The organism is Thalassobaculum sp., assembly GCF_040219215.1.
GTDB lineage: Bacteria > Pseudomonadota > Alphaproteobacteria > Thalassobaculales > Thalassobaculaceae > Thalassobaculum_A.
Genome location: NZ_JAVJSX010000031.1, coordinates 111226 through 128390, shown reverse-complemented (window position 1 = coordinate 128390; position 17165 = coordinate 111226). Strand labels below are relative to the sequence as shown.

The window sequence follows — 17165 nt, the reverse complement described above, 5'->3', positions numbered from 1 at the left end:
GAAGGACTCCCTCGGCGGTTTCGCCTACGGACTGGTCGGGGCCTGCCGCCACCGACTGCGGGCCCGACAGAAACGGTCATCGCCATGTCAACGCGCCCCGCCATCCGAACGCCTGGACCAGAAACCGGCCCAGCGACCAACGCGCCAACAACTGGCGCAGCGTCCGAAGCGCCAGCCGCTCCTCGTCGTCGAACTCGAGCAACAGCGATCGCAATGCATAGCGCGCCGCCCGCCGTGGACGCCGCAAATGCAGCAGTTCGCGCGACTGCAACGCCAGGTACGCGGCGAGGATGTCCGGCCGGGGACCGCGGCCGTTGAAGCGTCGGAAGATCACATGATTGGCGATGAATACGGAACGCGCCCGCGCCGACATCCGGTCGGACCCGGCTCCGTCGTAAGCGACGGCCAATCCCTCGATGAAATCGAAGGTGTATCGCTGGGCGATCCGCAGGACGAGATCCCAGTCCTCGCAGGCCGGCAGTTCGGGATCGAACGTGCCCACCTTCTCCAGCACCTCGCGCCGCACCATCAAGGTCGGCAGGGGAATGGTGTTCCGACGGCGCAGCGTGGCGAAGATGTCGCCGCGGCATCCCGGCCGGACATCCAGAGTGCTGCCATCGGTGAGGCGCACCCGGCGCCCGCAGTACACCGCCCCGAGTTCAGGCTCGCCGCGCTTGAAGCAGGCGATCTGGGTCTCGATTTTCCATGGCGTCCAGGTGTCGTCGGAGTCCAGGAACGCGATATAGGCGCCGGCGCAGTGCTCGATCCCCAGGTTGCGCGCGCGCGCCGGCCCGAGGTTGCGGGGCGTCGACAGGACCTTCAGCCGCGGCTCCTGGAGCCGCTCAAGGCGTTCCAGCGTGTCGTCGGTCGAGCCGTCGTCGACGACCACGATCTCAATGTGCGGATACGTCTGCTTCAGCGCGCTGTCGATCGCCTGCTCCAGCACGCGGGCACGGTTGAAGCTTGGGATGACCACACTGACCAGCTTGTTGTCGAAATCCGTCACGTTCCCTCCGATCCCGGCGCGCACTTGACCAGTTCAATGACCGGGCCGGATCGCCCGATATTCCGACTGCCCGCTGGGACGTCGCCAAACCGACCCGCCTCCCGGTCCTCGAATTGCCACGGATCGATCACGCCACCGCACCAGGGTGGCCGGTTACAAGAGGGGCGGTGCAGAGCAACGGAACAGGAACGATCGCGATGACGACCATGCAGCACACGGCGCGTCGACGAGCCCTCGAGGACCTCCAGCCGGAATCCCGGATGTCGGCCGCCACCCGGCGCCTGCGCGTCGCCGTGTTCGTCAGCGAATTTCCGGCATTGAGCGAGACCTTCGTGCTTCGCCAGATCGTCGGCCTGATCGATCGAGGCCACGAGGTGACGGTGTTCGCCGACCGTCCCCGCGCCGAGCCGCTGACCCACCCGGACTTCGAGCGCTACGGTCTGCGCGACCGCACCCGTTATCTGGGAATGCCCCGGAACCGCGTGCGGCGGGCAATCGCCGCTGCCGGCGCCCTGTTCAGCCGCACCGACCGTCGCGCGATGCTGGCCCGTACTGTCAATCCGTTCCGGCACGGTCGGGATGCGGTCAACCTGCGGATGCTGTACTGGGTCCTGCGCCTGGCCGACGAAGCGCCCTTCGACGTGCTGCACTGCCACTTCGGCCCGGTCGGCGAGATGGTTGCGACCCTGCGCGATCTCGGCGCCGTCCGGGGCCGTCTCGCCACCACTTTTCACGGCGCGGACCTCACGTCCTACCTGAAGAGCGATCCGGACCGCTATCGACGGCTTGCCCGATCCGGCGACCTGTTCCTGCCGATCTCCGACTACATGGCCGGCCGATTGCGAACCCTCGGCTGCCCCGCGGACCGCATAGCGGTGCTGCGCATGGGCGTCGACCTCGGCCGGTTCGCCGAGCGCCTGCGCGAGATGCCCGCTCGCGGTCCGCTGCGGCTGGTCACCATCGGACGGCTGATCGACAAGAAGGGCGTCGCCGACGCATTGCGCGCCGTCGCAATGGCACGACAGAACGGGATCAACCTGGCCTATACGATTATCGGCGACGGACCGCTGCGTGAGCCTTTGGAGCGGCTGGCAGGCGAACTCGGGATCGCGGACATCGTGGAGTTTCGCGGCTGGCAGGTGCACGATGCGATCATCGAAGCCCTGTACGAGCACCACGCCCTGCTGGCACCGAGCATCACCGCTCCGGACGGCGACCAGGAGGGGATTCCAGTCACGCTCATGGAGGCGATGGCAACCGGAATGCCGGTCGTGTCGACCCGCCACAGCGGCATCCCCGAACTCGTCGAGAACGGCGTCTCCGGTCTGCTTGCCGAAGAGGGCGATCACGTGGCCCTGGCCGCAGCCCTGGAACAACTCGCCCTGGAACCGGCGCTGGTCCGGTCGATGGGCGCCGCGGCCCGCCGCCAGGTCGCTGCCGGCTACGACGCCGAGGCGCTCGACGACGAACTCGATCTGCGCCTGCGGGAACTGCATGCCCGCGCCGCTTGAACCTGAGACGATCATGCGCCCACCGGATTGCCGTCCCTGTCCGAGGTCGGCTTTCCCTTTTTGATCCGCAAGCTGCCGTCGTTGTCGACCCACAGCCGATAGGACCCGAGCCGCGCCAGATCTGGCGCGTCCCAGTTCGACGGAAACCGCCCCGCTGCGGCCCTGCCGGCATCGGCGATCGTGACACCGCCTTCATTCCTCACCGTACCTTGGGTCCCCAGCAGCACGGCATGGCCATGGCCCCCGGACAGACGGGCAAGGCCGGCTCCATCAGCTTTGCCGTCGCCTGAACCGGTGCAACCGACCATCACCAGATTCTGGGTAACGTAGGATCGGATGAGGTGGGTCTGGCGCCGGATCGAATACGCCGTGCAGCCGACCAGGGTGCCCTTGACCATCAGATAGATGCCGGCATCGCCCTCCGAGAAGCTCGCCGCGCGCTCATGATTGTTCTCGAAACCGCAGTGCGACAGCAGGGTGCAGCCATGCGAGGCGCTCAGCCCGAACTTGCCGTTCTCCAGGAAGTAACAGCCCTGGAAGCCGATATCCTCTGCCCCCTCGATCATTTCGACGCCATGCACCCCATTGCCGCCGAACACGCATCCGAAGACATGGACGGCCGAGAGGACCGTGTTCTCCGGGCCGTGCGAGAACGTGGCTCCGTTCAGCCGGTTGTCCCGGAAATAGCTGTTGAAGATCTGCCCTTCGAAGATGTTGCCGGTCATTCGGCAGCCGTCACCACCGCAACGCTGGACGATCACGTCACGCAGGCAGAAGTTGTAGATGTAGCGGCCGCGGGCAACGCAGGTGAACACCAGCCCGTGCCCGTCGCGGCCACTGCCCTGGATCTCCAGGCCCTCGATCGTCAGGAACCGCACCACGGAGTTGCTGACGAACTCCAGCACCGGCTCCGGCTCGTCGATGGCCGACACCAGCCGCGCGCCGTACGCACGGATGATGCAGCCATGCGTGACGTTGCCCTTGGGCTTGCCGGGCGTTTCGACACGCAGCGTGCGGGTGATCCGGTAGCGGCCCGGCGGAATGACGATCAGGCCGCCGTTGCGCCGACCAACCGCGTCGTCGAGCACGCGCTGCAAGGCGTCGGTGTCGTCGACCTTGCCATCTCCGACGGCGCCGTAGTCCGTAGCATCCAGCGTTGTGCCGGCCAGGTAGCGGCGGTGGTCGGAGCCGGACTGCGCCATGGCGGCGGCACTCGCGAGCCCGAAGCCGGCACCAACCGTGCCCGCCAGCAGACCGCGACGGTGCAAGTCGGTCACGGTGCCCTCGACAGAATCTGTCGGTACAGGCTGTGGTACCGGTCGGCGACCTTGGTGATCTCGAACTCGTGCTCGGCGCGGTCGCGCGCCGAGCGTCCGAGTTCCCGCTTGCGGCCTTCGTCTTCGATGCACCACACGATGCCGTCGGCGAGCGACTGCACGCTGAACGGCTGGGCCAGGAACCCGGTCTTCTCATGCTCGACGATATCGACCGGTCCGCCCGATCCGAACGCCACGACCGGCGTGCCGCACGCCATCGCCTCGACCAGCGTTTTTCCGAACGCTTCCTGCTCGGAAGGCACCACCATCACGTCGCAGGCGCTGTAGAGCCGGGCAAGCGCCGTGTCGTCGCTCAGTTCTCCCACCGATCGGACCGGAACGCCGAGAGTGGCGAGATCGTCGACGGCGCCGCCGCCGAAAACCACAAGTTCGATGCGATCCGACCACCCCTGCTCGACCAGAATTCGGATAGCGTCGACCATGTGATGGAAGCCCTTGCGGGTGTCGTCGGTGGCATCGATCGCGCCAAACAGGATGTGCAGCTTGTCTTGGGGCAGGTCCCAGGTCAGCTTGGCCTGCGCGGGATCCATCGGTTGGAACGACGCCGTATCGATGCCGTTGGGAATGACCTGGATCGGCGTGTGTTCGAACAGGTCGCTGCTGTGCGCACAGTCCGCCAGCCAGGAGCTGATCGGCACCAGCCAGAGGTCCATGTTCTGCCACGCCGCCTGCTTGCGCGACCACATCCGGCGGCTGAGGTCATTCTCATCGTCCGACCGGAGCTGCGGACAGCGTCCGCACTTCTTGGTGAACCGTTCGCAGCCGGCGGTGTAATGGCAACCGCCGGTGAACGCCCACATGTCGCGCAGCGTCCACACCACCGGATAGCGCAGATGACGAAGGGAATCGATCGACAGGAACCCGCCGCCGGTCCAGTGGACATGGACGATGTCCGGATCGTGCGCGGCCACCGCACGGTCCACGCGGTCCGGCAGCCATCCAAGGGTCCAGTACGATTCCTCGGTCTTGCGATAGCCGTTGAGCGGCAGTGAATCGAGCCGGCCGCGCACCGCGTTCGACAGCCGGCCGAACATGTGCGGCGACTCCAGCACGTCCGGGTCGGAGCCGTATTTCCGGCCAACCAGCATCTGCGAGTCGATTCCCCGCTCTGACAACCCACGGTGCAGCCAATAGGCGCCGCGCGCAGCGCCACCGCGGATGTCGAATGTGCTCAGGTGCAGGATTCTCATGTTCGTCGCCACTCCGTCGGGGTTGCCGACATCATCCCGGGCATGGCTGCGCCGTCTTCGGACGCGGCAAACCGGCCGGACAATGTCGCGCGCTGGTGCAGGATCGAGATCACGCAGGCCAGATACAGCACGGTCCAAGTCTTGGGAGAGACGTAGGCACCGGATGCCTGCCCAAGCACCGCCCACATGCTCCAGCAGAACAGGATGCTCGGGGCCTGCAGGGACCGCAGGTAGAAGCTCAATCCAACCAAGATGACGAGCCCCCAGATCAATCCGAAATAGATCCAGTGGGTCCAGAAGTAGTTCGTAAGTGCGTACTTCGCGCTCTGAAAGCTGTACTGGCTGACCAGCCCGCCACTCTGCGCGTAGATCTGGCTGACCAGCCCGTCGATGAGGCTTTCGGCCGTCAGGCCGATGCCCGCCAGCGGCTTCTCGCGGATGACCTCGACGGCCACCAGGAACGGGGCCGTAACTCGCGAGAAGAAGCTCGGATCGGTTCCCTCCCGGATTGCCTCGATGCGCTCGGCGTAGAAGTTGAAGCCGACGACCAGCACCACGCCGGCGAGAATTATCGCCAAGGATACGGCTAGGGTTCCTCGCCCCATGTCATAGTCGACGCCGTTGGCGGTCTCCCGACGCGGCGCCAGGAACAGCTCGTACGGAACCAGAAGCAGCAGGCCGAGCAACAGGGTCGGACCGCGGATCAGAAGAAACGCCGCCGCGAACATCGCCCCGTAGGCGACCAGCTTCCAGCGCCACTCCGACAGCACGTACCAGCAGAATGCCAGCAGGACGAACCCGAAGGTGACCGCTGACGGCTCCGACGTGAACAGCTTCGGCCGCACCTGACCGTACAGAAGCACGTCACGTCGGTCGGCTGCGTACACGCCGAAGTCGAAGATCACGCCGCGCACGGCGTCGCTCAGCGCCCGGAATGGCGCGACGTAGTTCTCGAGAGCGCAACCGACGATGATTGCCACGCAGAACCAGCCGAAGATCCGCGCCAGCGACCGGCGGTCACAGAGCAGCATGGTGAGATAAAGGCCGTAGCCGATGATGAACGAGTAGCTGAGCTGGAGCAGGCCTGTCGTTCGCTTGCCGACATACGCCACCTCGCTGGCGGCGAGGACGGTCGCCAGGAACAACGCGATCACCACCAGCAGGTGTCCGACTTGTCCTTCGTCCAGGTGGTGCATGTGCTTGAACAGCATGATGGCGCCGGCCAGCCCGGCGAGCACGGTCGGCACCGGCGTTCCGGCGCTCAATCGGATCTCGACGCCCAGGTAGATGCCGAGCAGGTACAGCACCACCAGAAAGGTGTCGAAGGCGTCGGCGGGCTGGCCGCTGCCGCTGTGCTCGAGAGTCCTCATAGGGCGGCGATCGAACCGGAGAGCCGCTCGCCCCGATCGCTCCAATCGAACCGGTCGGCGCAGGCCTCGTATGCCGCGGTCTGCAGCCGGTTCAGCAGGTCGAGGTCGTCCAGCGCGGACAGAACGCCCTTCGCGAGCGGCGTATGATCGTCGAAGGTGAGCATGCTGGCATCCGCGGCGAGCGGGGTGCCGGCAACGCTGCCGGCCAGGGCGGCGATCGGCAGGCGGTTGAAAACGTAGTCGAGCACCTTGAGCTTGAAGCCGCCGCCGAGACGCTCCGCGACGACGGCGATCCTCGCCTGGTCGAGGTAGGAGGAGATCGAGTCGACACGGCCGACCAGCCGCGTCGCCCCGAGACCGCCGCGCAGTTCATCGAAGAATCGGGGATCGCCGGCACCGACGATCTCGAGCTCGGCACCGGCCGCCGCGAACAGCGGATCGGCCGCCGTCAGGAACTCGCGGAGGTTCATCTGCTTGGCGATCCACTCGAAGCTGCCGACCACGATCGCCCGCCGAGGCACGTCGCTGGTGATCCGCCGAACCGCCACGCGTCTGCCGTTGTAGCCGGGCGGCAGCACGAGGATCGGCTTGTCCGTGGCCTGTTCCGCAAACCGTTCGGCGTCGTCCGGTGTGATCGCGGTTACCAGGTCCGCTATGTCGACCAGGCGCTGTTCCAGCCGGGCGACCTTCTCGGCGTCGCGGTGCATCAACGCCGCCCGGATCGGCCGGCGCCGCACCCCGGTCGCGATGCTCGCGCGCATGCTCGTTTCGTGGTTGTGGGACAGATACACCACTCGGCTGCGCGGCGACGCGCCGTCCAGCGCCTCACGGACCGGGTCGAGTGCCCAGCCGGTGCCCAGTCCATCGAACACGATGCAATCCCAACGTGCCTCCGACAGCATGGATGCCAGTCGGGCCTGCATTGCCGGTGCGGCCGAGCGATGTGCGATGTGCGGCAGCGACGAGGCGACGCTCATCCAGACCGGCGGGAAAGGATGCTGGACCAGATGCCAGGTAACGCCTTCCTCGCGGTCGCCATCGCGGCGCTGCGAGCCTGAACTGGTCGTACACAATACATGGACGTCGACCCCGGCGCCGGCCATCGCCTGGATCAGGCGCCCGGAATACATCCGCTGCCCGTCGTGTTCGGGCAGCGGATCGACCCATGTCAGCCAAAGACAACGCATAGTCACCCGGTTCTCCGGTTCAGTAGGCGTTCTTGCCGGTAAAGCCCGTGACGATCGTCAGCAGGATGATCTTGAGGTCGAGCCACAACGACCAGTCCTCGATGTAGGCGATGTCGTGGTGGACACGCCGCTGGATCTGCTCGACCGTCTCGGTCTCGCCACGCCAGCCGTTCACCTGCGCCCATCCCGTGATGCCGGGCTTCACCCGATGACGGGCGGCGTAGCGTCCGACCGCCTCCTGATAGAGCAGGCCTCCAGCTTTTGCGGAGATCGCGTGCGGACGCGGACCGACGATCGACATCTCGCCGCGCAGAACGTTGAAGAACTGTGGCAACTCGTCGAGGCTGGTGGCCCGCAGCCACCGCCCGAGCTTCGTGATCCGGGGATCGCCCCGGCGCGTCAGCTGCTCGGCGTTGGCATCGGTGCGGTCGTGATACATGGTGCGGAACTTCCACACCTCGATCAGCTGGTTGTTGAAGCCGTAGCGCTTCTGCCGGAACAGAACCGGGCCGGGGCTGTCGAGCTTGATCAGCACCGAGATGGCGAGCAGGACCGGCAGGATGAGCAGCAGGATGATCGTGGCCAGCACCCGGTCCTCGACCTCCTTGATGACGTAGCGCCAGCCGGTCAGCGGCCGGTCCGCCAGCGTCAGCATCGGCACGTCGGCCACGTAGCGGACCCGAGGCCGGATCAGTGACAGGCCGATGCCCCTGGGACACAGCAGCACGTCGACCGGAAACTGGTAGATGGCGTCCAGGGTCTTGAGCGCCCAGTCCTCCTCGACCCAAGGCACCGCGATCACCACCGTGTCGATCTGGTCGGTCCGGATACAGCGCTCCAGTCCGGCGAGATCGAACTCGCCCGACGTTTCCGCGGAGAACGTGCGGACCACGTTCACCCAGTTGCTGCCGTCCACATCCAGCTGCTTCAGCAACCGCTCGATCTGATCCTTCTCACCAACCACGACGACCCGCTTGCTCAGGGTCTGATCGAGCCAACCCAACCGGGACGACGCCAGGACCATCATCCGGTTCACGATCATCCCGGCCATGGCCGCCATGAACCACAGGCCCGCCCAGCCGCGCGAGTAGTCCGCCGAGGTCTTGGTGGCGTAACTGAGAGCGATCAGTATTCCCGCGACCAGCGCGCCCGCCCCGAGCAGCCGCAGCATGGCCGTACCGGGCCGGGTCATCATCTCGACGCTGTACAGTCGCAGGATGCCAAAGCAGTTCAGGGCGACGATCGTGCCGAGCGCCGTCACCACCGCGCAACGGGACCCGTCAGTGTATGGATCGCTCTGCAGCCAGAGCAGGTAGGCAAGGTAGCTGGCGCCCATGATGACGATCGCGTCGACGCACATCAGCATGGTGCCCAGCACCGATGGCGTAAGCACCGAGGTCGGAGCGCCGGACTGCCTGTACCCTGCTCCGTTCGTCGGGTCGGTGGGTCTGTTTGACACAACAGCATCCTGCATCGCGCGTCTCCAGTGGATTTCTCGCCGAGCGGGTCGCCGGAAGGCGCACACCGCTCCCGATACAGCCACGGGTCGGCGGCCAAGGCACGTGACCAGGCCGCGACCGCATGTGGCTATTCTGTCACCGGTTCGGGATGGCGGTTTTCCAGGGTTCGCGGCGCCTCCGACCGCCGCTCCAACGGATCGAGAATGCCGGCGGCAAAGGCTTCCGGGGTCCGGCGCACTGCGAACCCGGACAGCCGTTCCGGCTTGGCGATACCGGCCGCACCATGGGTGGCGACCGCCGAAATGGCCCCGGCCAGCGCAGCCGCATCGGTGGTGTCGACCGTAGTGCCGAGACCGTGTTCGCGGACTAGGCGGCCGACCAGCCCATAGTCCTGCGCAATGACCGGCCGCCCGCGTCCCGCAGCCCACATCAGTACCCCGCTCGACCCCACAAACCGTTGATAGGGGGCGAGCACCGCGTCGGAGCGATCAACCAGCCCGGCGATCTCGCCGGAACCAAGGTGGCGATCCTCCAGGTGAAACCAGAGGGAGGGCCGGGCAGTTGCAAGAGCCGCGCACGCCGCGTGAACCGTCTCCCGGATCGCAGGATCAACCCGGCCCGCGACAAACACCGCAAGCCGCTCGGAAGCCGGGGAATCCACCTGTGCAAGTGCTTGCAGCAAGGCAAGGATGCCTTTGCGCGCGGTCAAGACGCCGAACAGAACCAGCACGACCCGGTCCGCCGGGGCCCGGCTGGCCAGCTCTCGGTCGGCATCGGTCGCGTCAACCAGCGGGAACACCGGGTCGGGCAGTTCGACCACCTTGTCACCGCTTCGGTACCGACCTTGGGCGAAGGCCGGAAAGGCATCGTCGAGGGTATGGACGCGGTGCACCGCACCTCGGCGCAGCATCAGCCGGTACAGCAGGTCCTTGCGCCAATCGCGCAGGCGCTCCGCCAGCCGGAGACCCGGTTCCCGGTCGTAGTGCACCGATGGACGAAACAGGATGCCCGACACCGAGCGGCCGCTGCCGACCGGCAGCCCCAGGGCCAGCGGTAGAGTGAGATGGTCGAGTTCAAGGAACAGGCCACGGCGAATGCCCGACACCTTCAGGAGTCGTCGCATCACCCACCACCGCGCAAGCCCACTGACCGCCAACCGGCGGTGGTTGCAGAGCTCAACCTCCCGCGGAGTGATCGGGAGCACGATCGGCTGGTGATCAGGATACTGCGGCAGTTCGCGACGCAGCCGCTCGGCCAGTCCAGGGTGCACCGCGAACACCAGTCGCGCTCCAAGCCTGCGCCGACGGGCAGAGGCAGCGAGGTGCATCAGCCATTCGTGACCGTGCCCGCGCTCGGCCGGCTCCAGGACCAGCAGGTCGGCTATTGAAGCGCCGGAGGTCATGCCGGCTGCTTGACGATCGGCACCCGGATGAACTTCCGCAGCGTCGCCTCGAAGCCCCCAAGGACGACCGGTTTGTCATGGCGGGCAACGACGAACGCCCTGCCCCGCGCGCCCAGATCCTCCCGGCGGCGGGAGTCCGCGCCGAGCGCAAGGACGGCGTCTGCCAGGGCATCTGCGTCACCGGGCGGGACACACTGAAACGCTCCGGTCTGTTGCTGTAGACGCCAGAGATGGGAGTCCGGAAGCGCCGTGGCGACAAACGGTCGGCCCGCCGCCATGATGCTGTATATCTTCGACGGCACGGCGAAGTCGGCGGTTGCCGCGTCCTGGGGCACCAAGTGGACGTCGCCTTCGGCCAGGCTCTCGCTGAACCGGTCGGCGGGCACCAGGGGATGGAACTCAATGTTCCGCAGCCCCCGGTTGGCCGCCTCTGCCATCAGTCGGTCGGCTTCGCCGCCTTTGCCACGGACCACGACACGCAGGGTGCTGCCGCGGCGTTGCAGGACTTCCGCCAGTTCGATCACCTGATCCAGCGCCTGCTTCCGCCCCAGGTTCCCGCTGTACAGCACCGTAGTTGGCGCGCCCGACGTTCGTTCGACCGGCTGGATCAAGTCGGCATCAACCCAGATCGGCATCACTTCGATCGGAGTGGTGATGCCCTGGTTCCTGAGACGCTCGCGCATGTTCTCGGACAGGACGAAAATGCCGTCGGTACCGTTCAGCGCCCACCGTTCCAGGGCTCGCATGAGCCGCAGGAGCCAACTGCCGCCAACCATGCCCAGACCGGAAGCCAGACCGGACTGAATGTCGTGCACCATCGCCACATGGTGCCCGCCCCATCGGCAGGAGAGCCGGCCGAGCACCACTGCCAGCACGGACGGACACAAAGAGATCACCACGTCGCTGCGGGAGACCCGCCCCGTGGCCAGCGCCCACAGCCCTCTGCCCAGGAAGGCGAACTCGCCCAGCATCCGGCCAAGCGCTCCACGACGGGCCGGCTGCCACGGCGGCAGTCGGTCGATGGTGGCACCTCTACGGGTTTCCCGATCCAGCAGCCCGTCACGGTACTGCACCGGCACAACGCCCTCAGGATAGTGCGGACGGCATGTCAGGATCCGCACGCGCCAGCCTTCGCGCGCCAGCCATTCGGCCAGATCGGTGCAGTACGGCGCCGACCCCACAATCTCGGGCCAGTAGAACTGCGTGACCATCAGCACGGTCGGGGCCGATCGCTTCATCAGGCTGCTCGCGGTACGTTGATGGCTGGGTAGGGATAGACGACGTCGCCCATCCCGTAGCGCCGATAGCGCTTGGGATCGACGCCGGCCAGGATCACACCGCTGAACTTCGCGCCGTTGAACGCGAGGTTGCGGATCGCCTCGATGCTCACATCGCGTGACACCTGTCCCCAGCGTGCCACGAAGGCCACTTCCTCCGCCGACCGGGCCAGCGCCAGGGCATCGGGTCCGGCAAGCACCGGTGGCGTGTCGATGACCACCAGATCGTAGTGCCGTGCCAAGGTCGTCTGCAGGAGCTTCAGGCGGGCGAAGCGCTCGGCGTTGCTCGACAACAGCGAGATGTCACCGGCGAAGATCGCATGGACGCCGGATTCCGGGTCCCGGTAAACGACGTCGTCAGGCGTTGCAGTCCCGGCCAGCAGGTCGCCAAGGCCAGGCGTCGCAGGCCGCGAGAAGTAGCGGTTGATCGTCGGACGACGCCAGTCGCAGTCCAGGATGATCACCCGGAGTCCACGACGTGCGACCAGATGGACCAGCGCCACCGCGATCTGGGACTTGCCTTCCTGCGGGGTCGCCGATGTCAGCATCAGGACCTTGCGACCCTGGGCCTCGGGCGAGAAGACCAATCGTTCGAGCAGGTTGCCCATCGCCTGGCCGAACAACGAGTTCGGCCGGTCCAGGCTGCTGGTCATGCCGGAGATCGACCGGTTCTCGGCAGGCAGCACTCCGAGGACGGGAAGGTTCGTGGCTTCCTCGACCTGTCGGGCGGTTCGGAACGTCCGGTCCAGGTTCTCCCGGAACAAGGCTATGACCATCCCGACGAGCGCACCGGCAACCACACCCAGCATCGTGAGCATCGTGCTCGGCGGATAGCTCGGGCCGAACGGCGTCACCGCCTCGGAGATGACGACCGCGTTCTCCTCCTCGCTGTTCGGCTGAGCCTCGGCCTCCTTCGCCCGATCCAGGAACGTGACGAGCAGCCGGCGGTTGGCCTCGGCCCGCCGCTCCAGTTCACGCAGGTGGATGGACTTGTCGTTGTCCTGGCCAAGCTGGCCTTCCAGCTTCTGCAGGTTGCCGCGCAACGTCGCGACACGCGCCTGGCTCGCGTTGACTTCATGCTGCAGCGACTGGGTGATCTTCGACATCTCGTGGGCGATGCGGCCCTTGATGTCGGACAGCTGCGCCTTGATGTCCCGGATCCGGGGGTGCTGCGGTCCAAAAGTGGATCCGAGTTCGGCCACTTGGCGTTCGGTCTCGACCTTGCGTTGCAGCAGCGCCTGGATAAGCGGCGAATTGACGACAGCCGGCAGGGACTCCACCCGGCCGCCGGCAGCCTGGGTCTGCGCGAGCCGTGACTCAGCCGACGCACGCTCGGTCTCCGCCATGATCAGTTGGGTATTGAGTTCCGCGAGCTGCTGGGCGGTCACGCGGTCATTGCGGGTCTCGAACAGGCCATTCTCCCGCCGGTACTCCTCGGTCTCCCGCTCGGCTGTTTCGACCTTCTCGCGCAACTCTGCGATCCGCTGGTCGAGCCAGGTGCTGGCGTTCTCGGTGACCTTGGCCCGGCGTATCAGCTGCTGCTCGATGTATGCCTTCGCGACCGTGTTCGCGATCCGGGCAGCCGTTTCCGGGTTCTCGGACTGAGCGTTGATCGACAGCACATGCGAGCGCTGCATCGGATAGACATCGAGCTTGGCCAAGAGCTGGCTGACCACGATCTGGTCGAGCCGCTTCTTGCGCTCCTCCTCGGAGAGTGGCGGTCCTTCCGGTTCGGCCGACTCTTCCTGCTGCGTGATGCCGGCGTAGAGGTCACGGAGCCACGCTTTGGCCTCGTAGATATACTCGCGCCAAGCCGGTGGGTCGCGCAGCGCCGGGTTGAACTCGGGATCCTGGTCGAGCGCCAACCGGTTGGCGACCTGGGCGGCGAGGCCGCGCGACATCAGCACGTAGCCCTGGCTCTGAACGACCTCCTGGTTCGCCGTCATGTCGCGCAGCAGTGACGGGATGTCGGTGACGTTCGGCAGGTCGACGCCGATCAGCACCTGCGACTCCGCGCTGTACCGCGGCGTCATCATGAGCGTCGCCGCCCCGGCCAGAACCCCGCCGGCGACCGTGATCGCCACGATCATCGACTTGTGGCGCCACAGCTTGCGGAACAGGTCCATACCGTCGCCGTTGGGGAGCGGCATGTAGTGCGGCACAAACCGTGGCGCGGCGGGCAGGCCCGGCCGGTACGGGAGCTGGGCGTAGGGCGAGTAGTCGGAAGGCATCAGAAATACCGCTCCCGCACCGTTATCAGGTCGCCGGGCATGACCGGCGAATCCGGGTTCGCGGCTCGCAGCTGACGGTCAGGATCGAGGCTGCGCGTGATGTAGAACTGGTCCTCACGCGCCCGGTAGGTGAAGCCTCGAGCGAGCGCGACCGCCGTCATGACGACCATGCCGTCGACATACGGGTAGCTGCCGGGGTTCTTGACCTCGCCGACGATGTAGAACGGGCGATAGGTCGTCACCTGCACAGCGACATTCGGATCGTTGAGGTACTTCGGCTTGAGCTTGTCGGCGATCCGGGCCTCCAGATCGTCGGTCGTTCCGCCACCGGCCGACACCGCCCCGATCAACGGCATCGAGATCTCTCCGGAACCGTCGACAACATAGCTGCCGGTCAGTTCATCCTGGCCGTAGACGGTGATCTGAAGGTGATCGCCGTGGTCGAGCCGATATTCGGTCTGGGTGATCGGCAGGTCGGGCAGCACCGGCTTGTTGGCTCCGCAACCAGTAAGCAGGGCCAGCGCTCCGATCAGCATGGCACTCAGAGCGACGCGATAGTTCGATAGGGTTCTGCAACTGGACATCGTCCTCGCCTCATCTTGCCTTATCTGGCCACAACCACTGAGGAAGGCGCTGGTTGCCTGTGACGGGACGAAGTAGAGTTCGGACGGGTGTTCAGCGTCCGGTATCGGCCGGTCAGCCACCGCCAGGCGTCGGCGATCTGCGTGTCCAGTTCCGCGGAATCCGGGCGCCATCCGAGAACGTCGGATGCGCACCGGGCGTCGGCCACCAGCACGGCAGGGTCGCCCGGGCGCGCATCCTCGACCCGGACTGCAATCGGCCGACCGGTCACCCGGCGTGCCGCATCGATGACCTCCCGAACCGAGAAGCCCTCGCCGTTGCCGAGGTTGAAGGCATGCGCGCCGGGATGGTCCGCCAACCATCGCAGCGCCCGGACATGAGCGTCCGCCAGGTCCGCGACGTGGATGTAGTCCCGGATGCAGGTACCATCCGGGGTCTCATACCGATCGCCGAAGATCGCAACCTCGGGCCGCAGGCCGGCCGCCGCTTCCAGGACGATCGGAATCAGGTGGGTTTCCGGGTCGTGGGCTTCGCCGATCTCACCGTCGCGGTCGGCGCCGGCAGCGTTGAAGTACCGCAATGCCACGGACCGGATATCGTAGGCCGATGCGAAGTCGGCCAAGACGCGTTCCGCCGCCTGCTTGGTGGCGCCGTAGGGATTGATCGGCTGCTGCGGGTGATCCTCATCGATCGGTGTGCTCAGGGGAGAGCCGTAGACCGCAGCCGTTGATGAGAACACCAGGCGGTCGAGACCGGCCCGGCGCATCGCCGCCAGCAGGGAAAGCAGACCCGCCACGTTGTTCTCGTAGTACTTTGCCGGATCCACGACCGATTCTCCGGCTGCCGAGAACGCCGCGAAGTGCATCACCGCCACCGGACGATAGGTAGCGATCACGGCATCGAGCCGCTCGGCGTCTTCAAGGCACCCCACCTCGAGCGGCCCCCAGCGAACGGCCCAGCGATGCCCGGAGCTCAGGTTGTCAAAGGCAACGGGTCGGTAGCCGGCCATCGCCAGCGCCTTGCAGGCGTGACTTCCGATATAACCGGCTCCGCCGGTAACCAGGATTGTCGGGGCCATCGCTCATGCCCGCCCGAAACTGTCGGCGAACCGGACGATGTCGTCCTCGCCCAGATAGGCCCCGGACTGAACCTCGATCAGATGAAGCGGGAGCAGCCCCGGGTTGGCCAGCCGGTGGGTCGCGCCGGGTGGGATGTAGGTCGACTGGTTCTCGTGCAGCAGCCGCTCATCGCCGTCGCAGTGGATCCGGGCGGTCCCACGCACCACGATCCAGTGCTCGGCCCGGTGATGATGCATCTGCAGGCTCAGCTGGGTGCCGGGGTTGACCACGATCCGCTTGACCTGAAACCGCTCGCCGGCGTCGACCGACTGGTAGCTGCCCCACGGCCGGTAGACCGTTGAATGCTCCAGCACCTCCTGCCGGTTGCGCCGGCCGAGCCGTTCGACGATCTCTCCGACGCGCGACGCACTCTCGGAGCGCGCCACCAGAACCACATCGTCGGTGACAACCACGGTCAGACCCTCGATGCCGATCGCCGCAACGAGCTTCCCGTCGGCGTGGATGTGGCAGTTGCGCACCTCGTCGATCTCGACATCCCCGTCCAGGATGTTTCCGCGGTCGTCCGACGGCCGCAACTCGTGAAGCGCCTCGTGCAGTGACTGCCAGGAGCCGACGTCGCGCCATCCCATCTCGACCGGCCGAACCGCGACGCGATCGCTGCGCTCCATGATCGCCTTGTCGATCGACACGTTGGGCGCGGTGGCAAATGCCGTCTCGTCCAGTCGGAAGAAATCGAGATCCGAGGTACCCTGGTCGAGCGCCTGTCGGCATACGTCCAGCAACTCCGGCTGCAACCGCCGGACCTCCGCGAGGAACGGCCCCACCGGCAGCAGGAACATCCCGCTGTTCCAGTAGTGCCGGCCGCTTGCCACGAACTGGGCAGCCGTCTCGGCATCCGGCTTCTCGACGAAACGGCGGACCGCCAGCGTGCCGTCGGTCTCGGGCAGCGCGGCATCGCCTTCGATGTAGCCGTAGCCGGTCTCGGCACGGGTCGGCGTAACCCCGAAGGTCACCAGCCAGCCCTGGCGGGCAGCGGCCATTGCCGATGCCACCGCCTCCTGGAAAGCCGGCAGGTCGCCAACGTGGTGATCCGACGGCTCGGCCAGCAGCACCGCATCGGGATCTTCCTGCTCAACCAGGAGCGCCGCGACGACGAGCGCCGCCGCGGTGTTGCGCCCGACCGGCTCGAGCACGATCCGGTGTGGCGCGATATCGAAGGCCTTGAGTTGTTCGGCCACCAGGAAGCGATGCTCCTGGTGACAGATCACGATCGGAGCAGCCGCTCCCTCCAGATCGCGGGTGCGCGCTGCGGTATCCTGCAGCATGCTGTGGTCGGACAACAATGGCAGAAGCTGCTTCGGGTAGCGCTTGCGTGACAGCGGCCACAGCCGTGTTCCGGCGCCACCGGACAACAGCACAGGCCGGATCTTGCGAGCCTTGTCAGCCGCGACGCTCTCGGCCTCGCGCGCTATCGCCTGATCGTTCATGGGATTGTTCTCCTTGCCTGGCGATCCGCAGCGACATCGTCCCTGC

General features: G+C 66.4%; 13 protein-coding genes. 1 reads left to right on the top strand and 12 read right to left on the bottom strand.

Annotated features, from left to right (window positions below):
- Positions 1 to 76: 76 nt before the first annotated feature.
- The gene (locus RIC54_RS20395) at positions 77 to 1006 is read right to left on the bottom strand and encodes a glycosyltransferase family 2 protein (protein WP_350091273.1); all 930 of its coding nucleotides are present in this window, start codon (positions 1004 to 1006) and stop codon (positions 77 to 79) included.
- 197 nt (positions 1007 to 1203) lie between these two features.
- Here RIC54_RS20395 and RIC54_RS20390 point away from each other — a divergent pair, with 197 nt between their 5' ends.
- Positions 1204 to 2517: a glycosyltransferase gene (locus tag RIC54_RS20390; protein ID WP_350091276.1), complete on the top strand. Its 1314-nt coding sequence runs from the start codon at positions 1204 to 1206 to the stop codon at positions 2515 to 2517.
- 11 nt (positions 2518 to 2528) lie between these two features.
- Here RIC54_RS20390 and RIC54_RS20385 read toward each other — a convergent pair whose 3' ends face one another.
- The 11 genes from RIC54_RS20385 to RIC54_RS20335 all read right to left on the bottom strand — a co-directional run bounded on the left by RIC54_RS20385 (position 2529) and on the right by RIC54_RS20335 (position 17119).
- Positions 2529 to 3794 carry a glycosyl hydrolase family 28-related protein gene (locus RIC54_RS20385; protein ID WP_350091279.1) on the bottom strand — a complete coding sequence of 422 codons (1266 nt, stop codon included), beginning with the start codon at positions 3792 to 3794 and terminating at the stop codon, positions 2529 to 2531.
- A complete protein-coding gene (locus RIC54_RS20380) occupies positions 3791 to 5044 on the bottom strand; it encodes a glycosyltransferase family 4 protein (RefSeq protein WP_350091282.1) in 1254 nt (417 codons plus the stop codon). The genes RIC54_RS20385 and RIC54_RS20380 overlap by 4 nt, the downstream gene beginning before the upstream one ends.
- The gene (locus RIC54_RS20375; protein WP_350151371.1) at positions 5041 to 6414 is read right to left on the bottom strand and encodes a hypothetical protein; all 1374 of its coding nucleotides are present in this window, start codon (positions 6412 to 6414) and stop codon (positions 5041 to 5043) included. Before RIC54_RS20375 ends, RIC54_RS20380 begins: the two co-directional genes overlap by 4 nt.
- Positions 6411 to 7601, bottom strand: coding sequence for a glycosyltransferase (locus RIC54_RS20370; RefSeq protein ID WP_350091503.1), 1191 nt, complete (start codon positions 7599 to 7601; stop codon positions 6411 to 6413). The genes RIC54_RS20375 and RIC54_RS20370 overlap by 4 nt, the downstream gene beginning before the upstream one ends.
- Before the next feature lie 19 nt (positions 7602 to 7620).
- On the bottom strand, positions 7621 to 9060 hold the full coding sequence (locus tag RIC54_RS20365) for an undecaprenyl-phosphate glucose phosphotransferase (RefSeq protein ID WP_350091288.1): 1440 nt from the start codon (positions 9058 to 9060) through the stop codon (positions 7621 to 7623).
- 128 nt (positions 9061 to 9188) lie between these two features.
- The gene (locus RIC54_RS20360) at positions 9189 to 10463 is read right to left on the bottom strand and encodes a glycosyltransferase (RefSeq protein ID WP_350091291.1); all 1275 of its coding nucleotides are present in this window, start codon (positions 10461 to 10463) and stop codon (positions 9189 to 9191) included.
- Positions 10460 to 11701: a glycosyltransferase gene (locus tag RIC54_RS20355; protein ID WP_350091294.1), complete on the bottom strand. Its 1242-nt coding sequence runs from the start codon at positions 11699 to 11701 to the stop codon at positions 10460 to 10462. The genes RIC54_RS20360 and RIC54_RS20355 overlap by 4 nt, the downstream gene beginning before the upstream one ends.
- Complete coding sequence (locus tag RIC54_RS20350; protein WP_350091297.1) at positions 11701 to 13971, bottom strand: GumC family protein; 2271 nt, start codon at positions 13969 to 13971, stop codon at positions 11701 to 11703. The genes RIC54_RS20355 and RIC54_RS20350 overlap by 1 nt, the downstream gene beginning before the upstream one ends.
- Positions 13971 to 14555: a polysaccharide biosynthesis/export family protein gene (locus RIC54_RS20345; RefSeq protein WP_350091300.1), complete on the bottom strand. Its 585-nt coding sequence runs from the start codon at positions 14553 to 14555 to the stop codon at positions 13971 to 13973. Before RIC54_RS20345 ends, RIC54_RS20350 begins: the two co-directional genes overlap by 1 nt.
- 20 nt (positions 14556 to 14575) lie before the next feature.
- A complete protein-coding gene (galE, locus tag RIC54_RS20340) occupies positions 14576 to 15631 on the bottom strand; it encodes a UDP-glucose 4-epimerase GalE (RefSeq protein ID WP_350091303.1) in 1056 nt (351 codons plus the stop codon).
- Between the two features lie 3 nt (positions 15632 to 15634).
- Positions 15635 to 17119: a mannose-1-phosphate guanylyltransferase/mannose-6-phosphate isomerase gene (locus RIC54_RS20335; RefSeq protein ID WP_350091306.1), complete on the bottom strand. Its 1485-nt coding sequence runs from the start codon at positions 17117 to 17119 to the stop codon at positions 15635 to 15637.
- Positions 17120 to 17165 lie beyond the last annotated feature (46 nt).